Here is an 18,334-nt window from a genome sequence, read left to right as displayed (position 1 = left end):
ATCCTCATTTCGCCCCCTGTGACGCAGACGACGACTTCCCGGCAGAGCCGTCGCGGCTGCTTTGATCGGCATGTTTGACCGATGTGGAATACATCGGCATCAGCACGCGGAAGGTGGTCTTGCGCGGCTGAGACTCGCATTCGATGATGCCCCCGTGATCTCCGATGATCTTTGCGACCAGCGCCAGGCCAAGACCCGAGCCGGTCTGCTTGGTGGTCACGAAGGGATCGAACAGGTTGGGCAGAAGATCGTCCGGCACGCCTGGTCCGTTGTCCTTCACGCAGAACTCGAGCGGCAGCGATACACGGGATTTTTGACCGGGGACTGACAGGCGCACGCCGGGACGGAACGCGGTGGTGAGCTGGATCTCGGCGTCGGGGACGTCGATCAGCGCTTCGGCGGCGTTCTTCACGAGGTTGAGGAACACCTGGACGAGCTGATCCTGGTTCGCCAGGACCGGCGGCAGCGAAGGATCATAATCCTCGATGAAGCGGATGTTGCGGGCAAAGCCCGACTGCGCCAGTCGCTTCACGTGATCGAGCACGGAATGGATGTTGACGGGACCGCGCACCACGGGGCGCTCGTCGCCGAACACCTCCATGCGGTCGACCAGCGTCACGATGCGGTCGGCCTCGTCGCAGATCAGCCGCGTCAGCATGCGGTCCTCGGACGAGGCCTGCTGCTCCAGCAGTTGCGCCGCGCCGCGGATGCCGGAGAGCGGATTCTTGATCTCATGCGCGAGCATGGCGGCCAGCGCGATCACCGAGCGCGCGGCGCTGCGATGGGTGAGCTGGCGATCCATCTTATCGGCAATGGAACGCTCCTGGAGCATCACCACGATATGGCCGGGCCGCTCCGTCAGCGGGGCGACATGCAGATCGACCTGGCGGTCGCCGCCCATGCGCGGCGTGCCCAGATCGACCTTGTATTCGTTGACCGGCGAGTTCGACGAACGAACCTGGTCGATCAGCGCCAGCAAGGGGCTCCCGAACGGCACCAGCTCTTTCAGCGACTGCCGTTTCAGGAACTGCGTCGAGATGTCGAAGAAGGCTTCGGTCGCGATGTTGGCGGCGACGATCTTGCCGTCCGGCCCGATCATGAGCACGGGATTGGGCAGCGCATCCAGGATCGCATCGCTCTCGGACGGAAGCGGCCGGCGATAGTCAGCAGCTGAGCTCATGCAGCAGCGCTCCATGCGAAATCGTCGAAGGCATCTTGCAGCGACTGGTGGACGAGGCGCGGATCCTCGGAGGTGAGGATCTTCTGGCGCCAGGCTTTCAGCTTCTCGGCCGGTGCACGGCTCACATCGGCCGCGACGTCGAGCGCCCAGCCGAGATGTTTTCGCGCGTGCCGGAGGCCGATGCGCAGGCCGTAGAGCGCGCAGACGCCCTCATAGAGCGTGCGGACATAATGCAGCTGGGTCTCGAGCGACGGCGCGGCTTCAACCGCCCCGCCCTTCAGGCGGCGGCCGATCTCGCCGGGCAACCAGGGCTGCCCCTGCGCGCCGCGGCCGATCATCACGGCATCGGCGCCGGAGGCCTCCAACGCCGCGAGCGCCTTCTCGTAAGTGGTGATGTCGCCATTGACGACGAGTGGAATGGAGATGGCTTCGCGCACCGCGCGGATCGCATCCCAATCGGCCTCGCCCTTGTAGAACTGGCAGCGGGTGCGGCCGTGCACGGTGACGAGCTCGATGCCGGCAGCTTCCGCGCGTCGCGCCAATTCCGGCGCGTTGCGGGTGTGATCGTCCCAGCCGAGCCGCATCTTCAGGGTCACCGGCACCTTCACCGCCGCGATCGTCGCATCGATCAGGCTGACGGCATGGTCGAGATCGCGCATCAGGGCTGAGCCGGACTGGCCGCCGGTGACGTGCCGGGCCGGGCAGCCCATATTGATGTCGATGATGTCGGCACCTCCGGCTTCGGCGATCCGGGCCCCCTCGGCCATCCAGCGCGCCTCACAGCCGGCGAGCTGGACCACATGAGGCCCGATCCCGGTCGCTTCGCAGCGCAACCGAGACATCTTGTGGCCATTCGCGAGCTCATCGCTGGCGGTCATTTCGGACACGACCAAACCGGCCCCGAGCTCGGCGGCGAGCCTGCGGACGGGCGAGTCGGTGACTCCCGACATCGGCGCCAGGAAGACCGGGGTGGCGACCTCGATATCGCCAATTTTCAACGGCTTAGAGCCTGATACTGCCGAGCCGGTCACAGGGGTCTCGTTGCGTAGGCAGGGCCTCATCGCGCCTGCCATGACCTATCTTGCGCACAATTCTTGTGCAGTCAAGCGTCATGCCTACAGTTTAGACAGTTCTGCAAATCTTTCAAGTGCAGTGCAGCAAAATGCTGTTTCCCACAATCCGGGGAAACCCCCTTTTTTTGCGGGCCTGCCGTGCTAGAGGCATGCGGTAATCACCCCACTCCCCAGACTCTCTTCATCACCAACTGAGTATTTGAGTCCTATGGCGAAATCACAGCGCACCGCAGTCGTCCTCGTCGCGGCCGGACGCGGCCTGCGGGCTGGCGCCGGTGGTCCCAAGCAATATCGCGAGATCGGCGGCGTTCCCGTGATCTATCGCGCCATGGAAGCCTTCAGCCGGCACCCCGACGTGTTTGCCGTGCAGCCGGTGGTGAACCCCGACGACAGCGCCATGTTCACGGCAGCGGTCGCAGGTCTCAGCCACGAGCCGCCGACCAATGGCGGCGCGACGCGGCAGGCCTCCGTGCTCGCAGGGCTCGAAGCACTCGCCAAGCATAAGCCCGATATCGTCCTCATCCACGACGCCGCGCGCCCCTTCGTCTCGGCAGGCGTGATCTCGCGCGCGATCGAGGCGGCCAGCCGCACCGGCGCTGCGCTCCCCGTCGTTGCCGTCACCGACACCATCAAGGTCACCGGCGAGAGCGGCAATGTCGAGGACACGCCCGACCGCTCAGCCTTGCGAATCGCGCAGACACCGCAATCCTTTCGTTTCGACGTCATCCTCGAGGCGCATCGTCGCGCGGCGAAGGACGGGCGCAGCGATTTCACCGACGATGCCGCGATTGCCGAATGGGCGGGATTGACGGTCGCAACCTTTGAAGGCGATGTTGCCAATATGAAGCTCACCACTCCCGAGGATTTCGTGCGCGAGGAAGCGCGCCTGGCCAGCCTGCTCGGCGACATCAGGACCGGCACCGGCTACGACGTGCACGCCTTCGGCGAAGGCGACCACGTGATGATCTGTGGCGTACGGGTGCCGCACACCAAAGGCTTCCTCGCCCATTCCGACGGCGATGTCGGCCTGCATGCGCTGGTCGACGCCATCCTCGGCGCGCTCGCCGATGGCGATATCGGCTCGCACTTTCCGCCAAGCGATGCGAAATGGAAGGGGGCTTCCTCCGACCAGTTCCTGAAATACGCCATCGAGCGCGTCGCGCAGCGCGGCGGCTGCGTCGCCAACCTCGAGGTGACGATGATCTGCGAGCGGCCGAAGATCGGCCCCTTGCGCGACACCATGCGCGCCCGCATCGCCGAGATCTCCGGGGTCGACATCTCGCGCGTCGCGGTGAAGGCGACCACCAGCGAGCGGCTCGGCTTCACCGGCCGCGAGGAAGGCATCGCGGCTACCGCGAGCGCCACCATCCGCCTGCCCTGGGGCGTCTAGGTCATGGGCGGCAGCGACGCACGCGCCCTCTCCCGCTCGCTGCTCGATCTGTGCCGGATGCGCAAGCTGACGATTGCCACCGCCGAGTCCTGCACCGGCGGCCTGGTCGCCGGCGCGCTGACCGACATTCCCGGCTCCTCCGACGTGATCGACCGCGGCTTCGTCACTTATTCCAATGACGCCAAGCGCGCGATGTTGGGGGTCGAGGCGAGCACGCTCACGAATTTCGGCGCCGTCAGCAAGGAGACCGCAACCGCGATGGCGGTCGGCGCGCTGGAACGTGCCGGCGTCGATCTCGCCGTTGCCATCACCGGTATCGCCGGCCCCGGCGGCGCCACGCCCGGCAAGCCGGTCGGCCTCGTGCATTTTGCGGTTGCCGCGCGCGACGGCCGCATCGTCCACCGCGAGCATCGCTTTGGCGCGATCGGCCGGACCGCCGTGCGCCAGCGCTCGGTGGTCGAGGCATTGCGCATGCTGATGGATCTTGCCCGCGGCCCGAAAGCCCAGCCAAAGCCCCGGCGCGCCGCCGCGGCAACCCGCCTGCGGCCTCGCGTGACCCGCTCGCCGCGCCGGCACGCAGTGAAGCGCAGGACGCCGCGGTCACCGCGCGGCTGAAACACGTCATGCCGCCGCCAGCATCGCGCTCGCGTGGTCGAGCACGCCCTGCTTGACCGCATCGGCGTCGGACGGCGCCACCTTCGCGCTCACCGTCAATTCCACGACGGGCGCTGCGGGATCGGCGGCGACCACCTTCGACACATTGACCGATGGCGCGGCCCGCTCGTCGACGCGAGGATCTTCACGCAACTCCTTCAGGATCTGGTCAGCCAGCTGCCGGCCTGTCCCATGCTGTCAATTGAGCGCGGCCAAGCGCGCGTTCCCGGCATGTGCGTTCGGCGCAAGGAAGCCGAATGGGTTCCGCTACATCCAATTATTGTTCCTGGCGCTTCGTCCGACAAATGACAGGGAGCTTCTGCTCAATCGCCTTCGCCAGCACCGTGCCGCGGGTCCGGCCGAGCTCTTTCGCTATCAGCGCAATCGGCTTGGTGCCTGCCAGTACCTTCAGCCTGCCAAGGTCTTCTTCGCTCCATGCCTGCTTCCAGCGTCCCATCTCCCCGATCCCGCGATAAGGCGCCCGCGCCCGACTCGGATTGTAGTCGACCCCTTCGCAAAGGGCAGACCTCGTGGCGCGCCGTTTCCGGCAAGGGGTGTTGCGTCAGCGCGCTGCGTTTTGGCACAAACTGCACTTGTCGCCCGACGGGAAGATGCACTTTGATGAAAGGTTGTCTGCCCGGCCCAAGCGGCAGAACATCCGCGCGCGCGAACGGATTCCACATTGCCGCGCTTTCCGCTTGTGAAGCAAAGCTCGGGCGGAATACGCCGCGAGATCGCGGCGTTACGCCAGTTTTCAAAAAGCACGCAATTCTTGTCGAATTCGATCAGGATCGCAAATGTGCAACCGCGACCAAGCGTCATCGCCATGTCCGATCTTGCGCGCGACTGTATTGGCGCAATAATGCGGCTCTACGCTGTGGCCAGGAATCAACCCGGTCCTGCTTTCTGGAGGGCGACGGCGTGTTCGCTCGCGACACTGCACTGGCAATCGCCATTGCTACCTTGGCCGCCATAGATGGTACTGCCGCACAAACGGCCAACCAGCCGCCGGATACGATGGCGGCGCGGGTGGAGGCGTGCACGCCCTGTCACGGCAACAAGGGCGAAGGCACCAGCGACGTCTATTTCCCGCGGCTTGCCGGCAAGCCGGCCGGCTATCTCTACAACCAGCTCCTCGCCTTCCGCAGCGGCCGGCGCAAATACCCGCCGATGAACTATCTGCTGGAGTTTCTGCCTGATCCGTATCTGGAGGCGATGGCCGAATATTTCGCCAGCGAGCATCCGCCGCTGCCGCAGCCCGCGCCGAGCGAAGTCAGCAAGGAAGTGCTGGCGCAGGGCGAGCTGCTCGCGACCAGCGGCGATGCCGGTCGTAACATACCGGCGTGCGTGAGCTGTCACGGCCCGGGCCTCACCGGCATGCAGCCCGGCATCCCCGGTCTGCTGGGCTTGCGCGCCGCTTACGTCAGTGCGCAACTCGGCGCCTGGCGCTACGGCACGCGGACGGCAAAATCGCCGGACTGCATGCAGCTCGTCGCCGGCCATCTGACGGAAGCAGATGTTACCGCCGTTGCGGCCTGGCTCGCGACGCGACCCGCGCCCACCAACCCGGCCCCCGTCCCGAAAGGCACCTACGCGCTGCCGTTCGGCTGCGGCAGCCAGCCCAACTGACGAGGCGCATGATGGGCTCAAGACTGTCGATCACGCTGCTATCGATCAAACTCCTGGCCCTTGCCGCGCTCATCACGGCCGCGCAAGCGCAGGACAAGGCCGGCGACGTCATTGCGCGGGGTGAATATCTCGCCCGCGCCGGCGATTGCACGGCCTGCCATACTGCGGCCGAGGGCCGGCTGTTTGCCGGCGGGCGCCCGATGCCGACCCCGTTCGGAACGATCTACACCTCCAACATCACGCCCGATCCGGAGACCGGCATCGGCAAGTGGAGCGCGGACGATTTCTACAGAACCATGCACAACGGCCGTTTCCCGGATGGCGGGCTGATCTATCCCGCGATGCCGTTCGCGTCCTATACCAAGGTCACGCGCGCCGACAGCGACGCGATCTTTGCCTATCTGCGCTCGATTCAGCCGGTGAACCAGAAGAACAAGCCGCACGAGCTGCGCTTTCCCTATGACAACCGCCAGCTCATCCTCGGCTGGCGCACGCTGTTCTTCCGCGAAGGTGAGTTCAAGCCCGACCCCACCAAGTCGGCGGAATGGAATCGCGGCGCCTATCTGGTCGAGGGGCTCGGTCATTGCGGCATGTGCCATTCGCCGATCAACGCGCTCGGCGGCACCTCGCAATCGGACGCCTTCAAGGGCGGCCTGATCCCGATGCAGAACTGGTACGCGCCGTCCCTCACCTCCAACCGTGAGGCGGGTCTCGGCGACTGGAGCATCAAGGACATCACCGATCTGCTCCAGACCGGCGTCTCCATGCGCGGCGTGGTCTACGGCCCGATGGCCGAGGTGGTGCACAACAGCCTGCAATATCTCAACGACGAGGACACGCGCGCCATGGCGGTGTACCTCAAGGGCATCGCGGAGCCCTCGCCTCCGCCGGCGCCGAGCTCGGCGCTGCCGACCACCGAGAGCAGCCTGCTGATCAGCCTCGGCAAGACCGTCTACGACAAGAACTGCGCGAGCTGTCACGGCCTCCAGGGCGAAGGCAAGCCGCCGCATTGGCCGCCGCTCGCCAACAACCAGTCGATCGAGATGCAGTCGGCGGTCAACCCGATCCGCATGGTGCTCAATGGCGGCTATCCGCCGGGCACCAAGGGCAATCCGATGCCCTACGGCATGCCGCCCTTCGCAGGCCTCCTCTCCGACAACGAGGTCGCCGCCGTCGTCTCCTACATCCGCACCGCCTGGGGCAATCGCGGCACGCCGGTCTCGGCTCGCGAGGCCAACGAGCTGCGCTCCGCACCGCTGAACTGAGAGGCGTCATGTTCAATTCCGATCCGCCGACCAGCCCAGCCGCCGCCGACCAGGCCGTCGAGGAAGTCGTCTCGCAAGGACCGTCCGGCGCGATCGTGCTGGCCGGCATCGCCACGGCCTGCGTGGTCGCGATGTGGTTTGCCTTCTATCTCTTCGTCTTCCTGCCGCGCGGATCGCTGCAATGAGCGCAGGGGACACCCACACCCATGGCAGCGCCGAGGTCGCGGCCCGCGTCGAGCGGCGCTGGGCGACCATTGCCGTGATAATCGTCGTCGGCATGGCGCTTCTGGCAGCCTTCGCCGGCATCCATCGCGCCACCATGCCGCAGCCGCGCGTCGAGACCACCGATCCCTCGCGCATTCATCTGTCCGGCGAATTCGTCGAGAGCAATCTCGGCAGCGTGCTGGAGGCCAATGGCAATGTGACCGTGCGCGCGATCGGCCAGCAATATTCCTTCACGCCGGCCTGCATCGTGGTGCCCGTGGACACGCCGATCACCATGCGCGCCACCAGCGCCGACGTCGTCCACGGCATCCTGATCCAGGGAACCAACGTGAACACCATGCTGGTGCCCGGCTACATCTCCGAACAATTGATGCGCTTTACGAAGACTGGCGACTATCTGATGCCCTGCCAGGAGTTCTGCTCCTTCGGCCATGAGGGCATGTGGGGCAAGGTCAAGGTGATCGACAAGACCGAATTCGCCGATCGCGCGAAGGGTGGCGGGAGGCTGAGCTGTGTTGGTCAATAGGAAGCTCATCCTCGCCCATTTCTGGCTGGCCTTTGCCGTGTTCGGCTTTGCGCTGACACTCGGCGCTTGGCAGATGTTCATCCGCAGCCCGATCGGCACCTGGCTGTCCAATCCCGAGCTCTATTACCGCTCGCTGACCGCGCACGGCACGGTGATGGGCTACGTCTTTCCCACGCTCGTCGCGATGGGCTTTGGCTATGCCATCAGCGAGTCCGCGCTGGAGCAGCGCCTGGTCGGCGTGCGCTGGGCCTGGACCGGATTTTGGCTGATCGTGATCGGCAGCGTCATGGCGATGGTCCCGGTCGCGCTCGGCCGCGCCTCGGTCCTCTACACGTTCTATCCGCCATTGATCGGCAACGTATTCTATTACCTCGGCGTCGTGCTCGTGGTGGTCGGCTCCTGGATCTGGGTCGCGTTGATGGCGATCAATCTGCGCGTCTGGCGGAAGGCCCATCCCGGCGCACCGGTGCCGCTGGCGATGTTCGCCAATGTCGCGGGCTCCTATCTGTGGGCCTGGACCGCGGTCGGCGCCGCCCTCGAGCTGTTGCTCCAGATCATTCCCGTCGCGGCCGGCCTGAAGGCCACGATCGACGCGGGTCTTGCCCGCGTGTTCTTCTCGTGGACGCTGCACGCCATCGTCTATTTCTGGCTGATGCCGACCTACATCGCCTATTACACCATCGTGCCGCGCGCGATCGGTGGCCGGGTCTATTCCGACAGCATGGCGCGGATCTCGTTCATTCTGTTCCTGGTGGTGGCGATGCCGATCGGCATGCACCACACCTTCGCCGATCCGCAAGTCGGCGCCGGCTTCAAGTTCATCCATTCGGCCTTCACGGCACTGGTCGCGCTGCCGACGCTGCTGACCGTGTTCACGATCTGCGCGTCCGTCGAGATCGCCGCCCGCCTGCGCGGCGGCCGCGGTATGTTCGGCTGGATCAGGGCGCTGCCCTGGGACAATCCGATGATGCTGGCACTGGCGTTCTCGTTCGTCATGCTCGGTTTCGGCGGCGCCGGCGGCCTCATCAACATGAGCTACCAGCTCGACGCGTCGATCCATAACACGCAGTGGATCACCGGCCATTTCCACCTGATCTTCGGCGGCGCCATCGTGATCATGTACTTTGCGATCGCCTATGATCTGTGGCCGCATCTGACCGGGCGCGAACTCATCGATATCCGCCTGATCCGCACCCAGCTCTGGCTGTGGTTCATCGGTATGATCATCACGACCTTCCCGTGGCACTGGGTCGGCATCCTGGGCATGCCGCGCCGCATGGCCTATTTCGACTTCGGCGATCCCGCGATCGCGCCTCAGGCGCTCTCCGTCACCTTCTCCGCGATCGGCGGCTTCATCCTGCTGGCGTCGGGCATCATGTTCATCGTCATCCTCGCACGTGGCATGCGTGCGGCCCGGGTTGACGCCGGCCCGTACCGCTTTGCGCTGGCCGTGCATCAGCCCGCGACCGTGCCGGTCGCGCTCAACACGCACGCGCTGTGGGTGGCGCTGATGATCGTCCTCACCCTCACCAATTACGGCTACCCGATCGTGACGCTGGCGCTGACCGAGGGCACGTCGGTGCCGGCCGTCTATGTGGGAGCGCAGTGATGAGCGCGCGCGACCTCTTCACCTTCCGCAACAGCCATTTCAGGATTGGCGTCGGCATCACCGCCGCGATCCTGATCGTGACGGCGATCACCGGCTTCATCGTGCTGCCCTTCGCGCAGCCCTGGGTTCAGTTCGCCAATGTCTGGGATGCGATCTGCAGCGCCGCCGGTGTGCCACAGCGCGCGGCGAACGTCAGGGCGCCCGAGCAGAGCAAGCAATTGTCGGAGGTCGTGCTGACCTCGCGTACACTGGCACGTCCGAGCCAGGAAGCGATCGGCCGGGGCGCAACGCTGGCGCAGCGCTGCGCGATCTGCCACGGCCCGACCGGCATCAGCCGCGCGGATTCGCCCAATCTCGCCGGCCAATATGCCGCCGTGATCTACAAGCAGTTGCACGATTTCCACTCGGGCGCGCGCACCAATGCCGTGATGTCGCCGTTCGCCGTCAACCTGACGGACCAGGAGATCGCCGATCTCTCCAACTATTACGCCTATCTGCCGCGGCCGGCAGCCTATCACCCGACGCCGCAGCTGCCGAAGCCCAACATCGTCATCTACGGCGCGCCGATCCGCGGCATCGCGCCCTGCGGCGCCTGCCATGGCAGCCTCGACAACAAGACCGGCAGTCCATGGCTCGAAGGCCAGTCCGAAGCCTACATGAAGGCGCAACTCCAGGCCTTCGCGTCCGGCGAGCGGCGCAACGACATCAGCCAGCAGATGCGCAACATCGCCCGCGCGATGACGCCGCAGGAGATCGATGCGGCCGCGGCCTATTACGCCTCGCAGCCGCCGGATGTAGTGAAGGCGGTGGATTGAGCCTCACTGTCATTGCGAGCGCAGCGAAGCAATCCAGAATCCCTCCGCGGCAAGACCCTGGATTGGTTCGTCGCAAGGGCTCCTCGCAATGACGGCGGAGAGAGTACGCCTTACGACGACGCCAGCTTCGGCCGGCCGTAGATCGCATCCGCCCGCTTCTCGAATGCGATGGAGAAGCGCGCGAACGCGGCATCGAACATCGAGCCCATCAGCATCGCCAGCATCCGGCTCTTGAACTCGTAGGCCAGGAAGAATCCGACGTCGCAGACGCCCTCACCCTTGGGCTCGAACGTCCAGCGGTTCTCGAGGTTGCTGAACGGGCCTTGCAGATATTCGACCCGGATATTCAGATTGGCGCGGTCGAGAGTCACGCGGCTGGTGAAGGACTCCTTGACCAGCTTGAACGACACCGTCATGTCGGCGACCAGCACCTCGGTGCCGTCGGGTTTGGCCATCCGCTGGCGGATCTTGAGCGCGCTGCACAGCGGCACGAACTCCGGGTAGCGCTCGACGTCGGCGACCAGATCAAACATCTCGGACGCGCTGTGATGGACACGGCGCTTGCTTGAAAATTTGGGCATGGCGGTTCAGCGGGCAGTCGCGGCCCGTGCGGCCTTCAGTCTCGCAAAGTCCTCGCCGGCATGATGCGACGAACGGGTGAGCGGGCTCGCCGACACCATCAGGAAACCCTTGGTGTAGGCGACCTTCTCGTAGGACGAAAACTCGTCGGGCGGCACATAGCGCATCACGGCGTGGTGCTTCCGGGTCGGCTGGAGATATTGCCCGATGGTCAGGAAGTCGACGTCGGCGGAGCGCAGATCGTCCATCACCTGCTGCACCTCGTGGCGCTCCTCGCCGAGGCCGACCATGATGCCGGACTTGGTGAAGATGGTGGGATCGAGCTCCTTGACCCGCTGCAACAGCCGGATCGAGTGGAAGTAGCGCGCGCCGGGCCGCACCGTGAGGTAACGCGACGGCACGGTCTCGAGATTGTGGTTGAACACGTCGGGCCTCGCCGCGACGACGACCTCCAGCGCGCCCTCCTTGCGCAGGAAGTCGGGCGTCAGGATCTCGATCGTGGTCGAGGGGCACGCGGCCCGGATCGCACGGATGGTCTCTGCAAAATGCTCGGCGCCGCCATCGACCAGATCGTCGCGGTCGACGGAGGTGATGACGACGTGGGCCAGCCCCAGCTTGGCGACGGCTTCGGCGACGTTCTGCGGCTCGGCCGCATCCAGCGCATTGGGCATGCCGGTCTTGACGTTGCAGAACGCGCAGGCCCGGGTGCAAGTGTCCCCCATGATCATGAAGGTCGCGTGCTTCTTGTCCCAGCACTCGCCGATGTTCGGGCAGCCCGCCTCCTCGCACACGGTATGCAGGCCGTTGGCGCGCACAATGTTGCGGGTGTCGGCATAGCCGCGGGTATTGGGGGCGCGCACGCGAATCCAGTCCGGCTTCGGCGGCGAAGCGGAATCAGGGCGATTCACCTTTTCAGGGTGGCGGGGGCGCAACGGGTTCGAGATGGTGTCGACAATAACGACCATGGGCTGTCCGGTCTGTTCAGGTCCTACCTAGTCGGTCTGGCTGCCTGCCGCAACCCGGCTCGCGCCGCTTCAGGGAACATGGCAGATATGGGCAATATCCTGCTCTGTTCTCAGGCGATTCTCACCTCGAATGGCTCCAACCTCGAAAGCCTCACCACCGCGGCTCGGCAAAGCCCTGAAGCGTGCGTTTTTCGGCCGCAGCGTCCACGAGGTCGCGCCCGATTTGATCGGGGCCACCATGCTGGTCAATGGCGTCGGCGGCCTCATCGTCGAGGTCGAGGCCTATCATCATACCGAGCCGGCGGCGCACTCCTACAATGGCCCGACGCCGCGGAACCAAATCATGTTTGGCCCGCCCGGCTTTGCCTATGTCTACCGCTCCTACGGCATTCACTGGTGCGTGAACTTCGTCTGCGAGGAGGAAGGCTCCGCCAGCGCCGTGCTGATCCGCGCACTGGAGCCGACGCATGGCCTGGCGGCGATGCGCCGCCGCCGCCATCTCCAGGAGGTGCACGCGCTGTGCTCGGGCCCCGGCAAGCTGACCGAGGCGCTCGGCATCACCATCGCGCACAACGCCCTGCCGTTGGACCGGCCGCCGATCGCGCTGCATGCACGGACAGAGGAGGTCGAGGTGGTGGCTGGCATCCGGATCGGCATCACCAAGGCCGTCGAGCTGCCCTGGCGCTATGGCGTGAAGGGCTCGAAGTTCTTGAGCAAGCCGTTTCCGAAATAGGCCTAGAACCCGTTCCGATGGAACGGGCTCTAGATTCTAGTTTTGACGCGTTTTCTTGACGCGAACCGGTTTCCACTTCGCTCGAAAACGCTCTACGAGGCCTGCTTCAGCCGCTCCAGCGCCTCCAGCAGCTTGGCCTTGCGGGCCAGCGCTGCCTCGCGCTTTTCGCGCTCCTCCTCGACGACCTCCTCGGCCGCGTTGGCGACGAACTTCTCGTTCGCCAGCTTGGACTCGGCGCGCTTGATGTCGGCGTCGGCCTTGCCGATCTCCTTGTCGAGGCGCGTGCGCTCGGCGGCGACGTCGATCACGCCCTTCAGCGGCAACGCGGCCACCTCGCCGCGCACGAGGAGCTGGACCGCACCGTCAGGTGCGCGGTCGGCGAAGGAGATGTCGGACAGCCGTGCCATGCGCTTGATGACGTCGGTCCAGCGCGGCGCGCGTTCCTTCGTCTCGGTCGAGGCGCCCGCGAGCACCAGCGCCGTCAGCGTTGCCGGCGGGATGTTCATTTCGGCGCGCACCGAGCGGATCTGCGTGACCAGGTCGATCACCCAGCCGATCTCGGCTTCCGCCTTGGGATCGGTGAAGTCGGCATGGTCGAAGATCGGCATGATCAGGACCGGCGAGATCAGCGGATCGGTCGGCCCGGCAGCCGCGGCGAGCATCGCGAGTTGCTCCGGCGTCGGCTCGGACGGCTTCAGCGGCCATTGTGCCAGCGCCAGCAGGCCGTCGCGCTTGGCCGTCACCTCCCACAGCTCTTCGGTGATGAAGGGCATGAAGGGGTGCAGCAGCTTCAGGATCTCGTCACGCGCCCAGGCGACCATGGCGCGGGTTTCGTCCTTGGCGGGGCTGTCCGGACCGAGCAGCACGGGCTTTGCGAGCTCGACATACCAGTCGCAATAGACGTTCCAGACGAAGCGATAGATGGCGCCTGCCGCGTCGTTGAAGCGATAGGCTTCGATTGCCTCGGTCACCTCGCGCGTGGTGTGCGCGCTCTCATGCGCGATCCAGCGGTTCAGCGTCTCCTTGGCCTTCGCCGGCTCGAAACCTTTGGGCACCGCGCAGTGGTTCATCTCCGCGAAGCGCGACGCATTCCAGAGCTTCGTCGCGAAATTCCGGTAACCCTCGACGCGGCTGGTGGCGAGCTTGATGTCGCGTCCCTGCGCCGCCATGGCGGCCAGCGTGAAGCGCAACGCGTCGGCGCCGTATTCGTCGATCAGGTTGAGGGGGTCGATGACGTTGCCCTTCGACTTCGACATCTTGGCGCCCTTCTCGTCGCGGACGAGGGCGTGGATGTAGATCGTCGAGAACGGCACTTCCTTCATGAAGTGAAGGCCCATCATCATCATTCGGGCGACCCAGAAGAAGATGATGTCGAAGCCGGTCACCAGCGCGTTGGTCGGGTAATAGCGCTGCACTTCCGGCGCGTCCTCGGGCCAGCCGAGCGTCGAGAACGGCCACAGTGCCGAGGAGAACCAGGTGTCGAGCACGTCCTCGTCACGCGTGATGAAGCCTTCACGCTTGTTGCGGTCGAGCGCCATCTCGCGGCCCTGCTCGGCCGTGATGACCTCCTGCTCGACGTAATAGCCGAGCGCGTGGCTGACGGCCTCCTCCTCGGTCTCGGCGACGAACACCTTGCCATCAGGGCCGTACCAGGCCGGGATCTGATGACCCCACCACAGCTGGCGCGAGATGCACCAGGGCTGGATGTTCTCCATCCACTCGAAATAGGTCTTTTCCCAGTTCTTCGGCACGAACGTCGTTTCGCCCGAACGCACCGCCGCGATCGCGGGCTTTGCCAGCGTCTTGGCGTCGACGTACCACTGGTCGGTCAGATAGGGCTCGATCACGCTGTTCGAGCGGTCGCCGTGCGGCACCATGTGGGTGTGCGGCTCGATCCGCTCGACGAAGCCGAAGGATTCCAGCCGCTCGACGATGCGCTTGCGCGCCGCGAAGCGGTCGACCTTGTGAAACTCCTCGGCGAACTGCGAAGCGCCTTCCGGCAGGTTACGCAGGTAATCCTCATTGTCGACGAGGTCGAGGCAACCTTCCTTGTCGATGACGCTGATCCGGCCCAGGCCGTGGCGATTGCCGACCTCGAAGTCGTTGAAGTCGTGCGCCGGCGTCACCTTCACCGCGCCCGAGCCCTTGTCCGGATCGGAATACTCGTCGGTGATGATCTTAATCTTGCGACCGACCAGCGGCAGGATCACGTTCTTGCCGACCAGCTTCTGATAACGCTCGTCGTCGGGATGCACCGCCACGCCGGTATCGCCGAGCATGGTCTCGGGCCGCGTGGTGGCGACGACGATGAAGCTCGAGGAATCCTCGGGGCTGAACGTCTTGCCCTCGATCGGATAGCGCAGATACCACAGGTGGCCCTTGACCTCGGTCTGCTGCACTTCCAGGTCGGAGATCGCGGTCAGCAGCTTGGTGTCCCAGTTCACCAGCCGCTTGTCCTTGTAGATCAGGCCGTCGCGATGCAGCTCGACGAACACCTTGATGACGGCCTTCGACAGGCCATCGTCCATGGTGAAACGTTCGCGCGACCAGTCGCAGGAGGCGCCGAGGCGCTTGAGCTGGTTGATGATGGTGTCGCCGCTCTCGGCCTTCCACTGCCAGACCCGCTCCAGAAACTTCTCGCGGCCCATCTCGCGGCGGCTGGGCTGCTGACGCTCCATCAGCTGCCGCTCGACCACCATCTGGGTGGCGATGCCGGCATGGTCGGTGCCGGGCTGCCACAGCACGTCGCGGCCGCGCATGCGCTCGAACCGGCACAGGATGTCCTGGAGGGTGTTGTTGAGGGCGTGGCCCATATGCAGCGAGCCCGTCACGTTCGGCGGCGGGATCACGATGGTAAAGGGCACTGCGTCGCGGCGGTCGGGGCGGCCGGCCCTGAAGGCAAGGCTGTCCTCCCACACGACGGACATGCGGGCTTCGATATCGGCGGGCTGGTAATTTTTCTCGATCATGGGCTGCTAGAAAGCCGCGCGCGGGGGGCAAGTCAACGAAAAGGTCCGGGAGAGGATCAACGGAAAGCCCGGCGGAAAAACGGCTTTCCGGCCGGTCGGCAGGCCAAACAGGCGCATAAGAGGGGCTTTATGAGGGCTCGGGAGCCGCCCTCACCTGCCGCCGCGCGAGACCCGCTCGATTTCGGCCTTCACGATGCGTTCAACGAGGCCCGGCAGGTTGTCGTCGAGCCAGGATTTCAGCATCGGACGCAGCATCTCCTTGACCAGATCTTCCAGCGTCCGCGCATTGCTGCTGAGCACCGTGTGGGCCAGGGAGTTGAAGGCGGATTCGACCGCCGAGACCGTCGATTGGGCCAGGATCGGCTGTTGGGGCGGTACCGGCGGCGCATCGTAGTCCACCGCCGCATAGGACGATGACGGCATCAGGCGCAGCGGCGATTCGGCGAATTCCAGATCGTCGCGCGGCTCGACCTTGCGGAAGCTCGGCGGCGGCGGAGGCGGCGTCGGCTCCGGATCCACCGCCATCTCGTCGGTCAATTCGAGCACGTCGGGTTCAGGTTCGGGCTCTGGCTCAGGTGCACGGACCTCGGGCGCAGGCGTAGCCGCGTCCAGCCCCGCCAGCAGAGCATCAATATCGTCCTGGTTATTGGATGCATCCGCCGCAGGTGCGGGCGGCGGCGGCGCTGGAGCCGGCTTCGCAACCGGCGGCGGCGCGGGCTTCTCGGCAGCAGGTTTCGCGGGAGCGACCTTGGATGGCGGAATGTCGTTCATTGCTGACGGCTTCGGCGCAGCTGCAGCGGGCGCTGGCTTGGCAGCTTCGGCCGGCGGCGGCTTGGCCTCATCGTCGGCAATGATGCGCCGGATCGAGGCCAGAATCTCCTCCATCGAGGGTTCTGTGACCTTTGCAGGCTGCGTCATCTCCGACTCCACATCATCAACGCCCTCGCATGCGTTGTTTTACACCAAGCACGACAGGATTGGCCGGTTCCGCAACGGACGCCCCGACATTTTCGTCGCGGCAGCCCGACTTGTCCCCAGTTCACGGCTCAACGTGCGGCGGTGCGCCCCTGCCCTCGGCACTCAAGCCTTTACGCACACGACATCAGGTGCCGGGCGAATCGACCCGCATCTTCTTGGCAAGGCTATGTCAGGGATTTTGATGATTGCAAGCAAAGCACCAGTCGGCCTCGGCTGTTTGCGAGGCCGACCGGATGACTACGGACCTTAGCGTCCGTCAGGCGTGCGCACGCCGGCCCAGCTGTCGCGGACCTGATGGTAGTGAACGCTCGCATCATAAACCGTGGTCGCAAGGCCGAGGACCTGCGGCGACAGACGGCCGATGGCGGCCAGAACCTGATAGGACGCGACCACGCGGTCGTGCTGTGCGGTCACCAGCGCGACGCGCGCGTTGACCAGCGCCTGCTGCGCGTTGAGCACGTCGAGGGTGGTACGCTGACCAGCCTTGGCTTCTTCGCGCACGCCGTTCAGCGCGATCTCGGACGCCGTGACCTGCGCCTGCGCGGACTGCACCTGGGCCTTGCCGGCCTGCAGCGACCCCCACCACTGCACGACCGTCGCGCGGGTCTGGTCGCGGGTGGTTTCGAGGTTGAGACGCTGCTGCGCCAGGTTTTCCTTGGACTGGCGGATCAGCGAATATGTATTGCCGCCATCGTAGAGCTGCCAATTGGCCTGCGCGATGGCGGACGCGTTGAACGACCTGTATTGAATCAAGGACTGTTCGTTCCCCTGCGTGGCCCCCACTTGCAACGCGATCGTCGGCAGCAGCGCGCCTTCGGCGACCTTGACCTGCAGAAAGTTGACGTCGATGCCGAACATCGCGGCCGTGACGTTGGGATGTTCGATCAGGCCGAGCTCGACTGCCCCGGCGAGGCTTGCGGGGAGGAAACGATCGACCGGCGAACCGGGCGCGAGGTTCGTCGGCTCGTTGCCGATGATGCGGCGGAAGTTCGCGCGCGTCGTGGTGAGATTCGCTTCGGCCGTGAGGGCCTGCGTCTTGCCAGCCGCCAGCTGCGCTTCCGATTGCGCAACGTCGGTGCGCGTCACTTCGCCGACGTTGAAGCGATCACGCGTCTGCTTCAGCGTCTGCTCGAGCACGCGCACGTTGCTGCGCTGGACTTCGAGCGTAGCCGCATCGCGCAGATAGTCCATGTAGATCGAGGCGCCCTGAAGCAGCACGCTCTGATCCAGGCTGCGCAGCGCTTCGCGGGAGCCGGAAACCTGGCTCTCGGCGGCGCGCGTCCTGTTGCCGGTGATGTTGCCGTTATAGAGCGTCTGCGTGACGGTCACACCCACGCTGCGCGGCACGCTGGGCCCGTTGATTGGTGTGTTACCCGGCCCCGGCGAACTCAACGTATCCTGATATTGATAGCCGCCGTTCGCCGTCAGCGCGACCCTGGGGCGATAGCCCGACAACGCCTGAGGCACGTTCTCGTCGGTCGAGCGCACCTGGGCGCGCTGTGCGTTGAGCTGCGGATTGTTCTGATAGGCCCGCACCAAGGCGGCCTCGATCGTGTCCGCCAAGGCAGGCGTCGGCCCGGCAAGCGCCAGCAGCAGGACCGAAACCGCAGCTCCGGTGAAGAGCTTCACCCCATGCATCCCTTAAATTCCGTTCATTCTAACGCCCCGCTCGTGCCCGCGAGCTAGGATACCGTCTACCGAGTGGAGTCGTTGCCCCTCAGCAACATAGGCCGCCAATTGGCGC

General features: G+C 65.3%; 18 protein-coding genes. 9 read left to right on the top strand and 9 right to left on the bottom strand.

What is annotated here, in order from left to right; all coding sequences use genetic code 11:
• Window positions 1-4: 4 nt before the first annotated feature.
• Both ABIA90_RS14525 and dusB read right to left on the bottom strand, forming a co-directional pair.
• A complete protein-coding gene (locus ABIA90_RS14525; protein ID WP_247310340.1) occupies window positions 5-1,180 on the bottom strand; it encodes a two-component system sensor histidine kinase NtrB in 1,176 nt (391 codons plus the stop codon).
• Window positions 1,177-2,178 carry a tRNA dihydrouridine synthase DusB gene (gene dusB, locus ABIA90_RS14520; RefSeq protein ID WP_354118381.1) on the bottom strand — a complete coding sequence of 334 codons (1,002 nt, stop codon included), beginning with the start codon at window positions 2,176-2,178 and terminating at the stop codon, window positions 1,177-1,179. The genes ABIA90_RS14525 and dusB overlap by 4 nt, the downstream gene beginning before the upstream one ends.
• A 283-nt stretch (window positions 2,179-2,461) precedes the next feature.
• On the opposite strand from dusB, the gene ABIA90_RS14515 reads away from it, so the two are divergent.
• Together ABIA90_RS14515 and ABIA90_RS14510 are read left to right on the top strand one after the other, a co-directional pair.
• Complete coding sequence (locus ABIA90_RS14515; RefSeq protein ID WP_354118261.1) at window positions 2,462-3,643, top strand: bifunctional 2-C-methyl-D-erythritol 4-phosphate cytidylyltransferase/2-C-methyl-D-erythritol 2,4-cyclodiphosphate synthase; 1,182 nt, start codon at window positions 2,462-2,464, stop codon at window positions 3,641-3,643.
• Between the two features lie 3 nt (window positions 3,644-3,646).
• A complete protein-coding gene (locus ABIA90_RS14510; protein ID WP_085399554.1) occupies window positions 3,647-4,258 on the top strand; it encodes a CinA family protein in 612 nt (203 codons plus the stop codon).
• Window positions 4,259-4,264: 6 nt separating this feature from the next.
• On the opposite strand, the gene ABIA90_RS14505 is transcribed toward ABIA90_RS14510, so the two are convergent.
• Window positions 4,265-4,450 carry a hypothetical protein gene (locus tag ABIA90_RS14505; protein ID WP_354118262.1) on the bottom strand — a complete coding sequence of 62 codons (186 nt, stop codon included), beginning with the start codon at window positions 4,448-4,450 and terminating at the stop codon, window positions 4,265-4,267.
• Between the two features lie 124 nt (window positions 4,451-4,574).
• Window positions 4,575-4,754 carry a hypothetical protein gene (locus ABIA90_RS14500; RefSeq protein WP_071914051.1) on the bottom strand — a complete coding sequence of 60 codons (180 nt, stop codon included), beginning with the start codon at window positions 4,752-4,754 and terminating at the stop codon, window positions 4,575-4,577.
• A gap of 464 nt (window positions 4,755-5,218) precedes the next feature.
• Here ABIA90_RS14500 and ABIA90_RS14495 point away from each other — a divergent pair, with 464 nt between their 5' ends.
• Genes ABIA90_RS14495 through ABIA90_RS14470 form a run of 6 tightly spaced genes read left to right on the top strand, consistent with a single transcriptional unit; the run spans window position 5,219 to window position 10,366 of the window.
• Window positions 5,219-5,926, top strand: a complete 708-nt coding sequence (locus ABIA90_RS14495; protein WP_063986378.1) for a c-type cytochrome — start codon at window positions 5,219-5,221, stop codon at window positions 5,924-5,926.
• 8 nt (window positions 5,927-5,934) lie between these two features.
• The gene (locus tag ABIA90_RS14490) at window positions 5,935-7,191 is read left to right on the top strand and encodes a cytochrome c (RefSeq protein WP_354118263.1); all 1,257 of its coding nucleotides are present in this window, start codon (window positions 5,935-5,937) and stop codon (window positions 7,189-7,191) included.
• Window positions 7,192-7,199: 8 nt separating this feature from the next.
• Window positions 7,200-7,376 (top strand): hypothetical protein, encoded by a 177-nt coding sequence (locus ABIA90_RS14485; RefSeq protein ID WP_166341619.1) that lies wholly within the window; start codon window positions 7,200-7,202, stop codon window positions 7,374-7,376.
• Window positions 7,373-7,942: a cupredoxin domain-containing protein gene (locus ABIA90_RS14480; RefSeq protein WP_354118264.1), complete on the top strand. Its 570-nt coding sequence runs from the start codon at window positions 7,373-7,375 to the stop codon at window positions 7,940-7,942. The genes ABIA90_RS14485 and ABIA90_RS14480 overlap by 4 nt, the downstream gene beginning before the upstream one ends.
• Window positions 7,929-9,551, top strand: coding sequence for a b(o/a)3-type cytochrome-c oxidase subunit 1 (locus ABIA90_RS14475; protein WP_354118265.1), 1,623 nt, complete (start codon window positions 7,929-7,931; stop codon window positions 9,549-9,551). Before ABIA90_RS14480 ends, ABIA90_RS14475 begins: the two co-directional genes overlap by 14 nt.
• Window positions 9,551-10,366, top strand: coding sequence for a c-type cytochrome (locus ABIA90_RS14470; protein WP_354118266.1), 816 nt, complete (start codon window positions 9,551-9,553; stop codon window positions 10,364-10,366). Before ABIA90_RS14475 ends, ABIA90_RS14470 begins: the two co-directional genes overlap by 1 nt.
• 110 nt (window positions 10,367-10,476) lie before the next feature.
• On the opposite strand, the gene ABIA90_RS14465 is transcribed toward ABIA90_RS14470, so the two are convergent.
• Both ABIA90_RS14465 and lipA read right to left on the bottom strand, forming a co-directional pair.
• Window positions 10,477-10,947, bottom strand: a complete 471-nt coding sequence (locus ABIA90_RS14465; RefSeq protein WP_071914058.1) for a type II toxin-antitoxin system RatA family toxin — start codon at window positions 10,945-10,947, stop codon at window positions 10,477-10,479.
• 6 nt (window positions 10,948-10,953) lie between these two features.
• Window positions 10,954-11,910 carry a lipoyl synthase gene (lipA, locus tag ABIA90_RS14460; protein WP_354118267.1) on the bottom strand — a complete coding sequence of 319 codons (957 nt, stop codon included), beginning with the start codon at window positions 11,908-11,910 and terminating at the stop codon, window positions 10,954-10,956.
• Window positions 11,911-12,040: 130 nt separating this feature from the next.
• Here lipA and ABIA90_RS14455 point away from each other — a divergent pair, with 130 nt between their 5' ends.
• Window positions 12,041-12,643 (top strand): DNA-3-methyladenine glycosylase, encoded by a 603-nt coding sequence (locus ABIA90_RS14455; protein WP_028147574.1) that lies wholly within the window; start codon window positions 12,041-12,043, stop codon window positions 12,641-12,643.
• Between the two features lie 92 nt (window positions 12,644-12,735).
• Here ABIA90_RS14455 and ABIA90_RS14450 read toward each other — a convergent pair whose 3' ends face one another.
• The 3 genes from ABIA90_RS14450 to ABIA90_RS14440 form a co-directional block, all read right to left on the bottom strand.
• Window positions 12,736-15,612: a valine--tRNA ligase gene (locus ABIA90_RS14450; RefSeq protein WP_354118268.1), complete on the bottom strand. Its 2,877-nt coding sequence runs from the start codon at window positions 15,610-15,612 to the stop codon at window positions 12,736-12,738.
• 150 nt (window positions 15,613-15,762) lie between these two features.
• Complete coding sequence (locus ABIA90_RS14445) at window positions 15,763-16,497, bottom strand: PopZ family protein (protein ID WP_223154042.1); 735 nt, start codon at window positions 16,495-16,497, stop codon at window positions 15,763-15,765.
• A gap of 339 nt (window positions 16,498-16,836) precedes the next feature.
• Window positions 16,837-18,228: a TolC family outer membrane protein gene (locus tag ABIA90_RS14440; protein WP_071914064.1), complete on the bottom strand. Its 1,392-nt coding sequence runs from the start codon at window positions 18,226-18,228 to the stop codon at window positions 16,837-16,839.
• Between the last annotated feature and the right edge of the window lie 106 nt (window positions 18,229-18,334).

Source organism: Bradyrhizobium sp. LA6.8 (genome assembly GCF_040547935.1).
In the GTDB taxonomy this organism is placed as follows: Bacteria; Pseudomonadota; Alphaproteobacteria; order Rhizobiales; family Xanthobacteraceae; genus Bradyrhizobium; species Bradyrhizobium barranii.
This window is presented reverse-complemented; position numbering and strand designations above follow the sequence as displayed.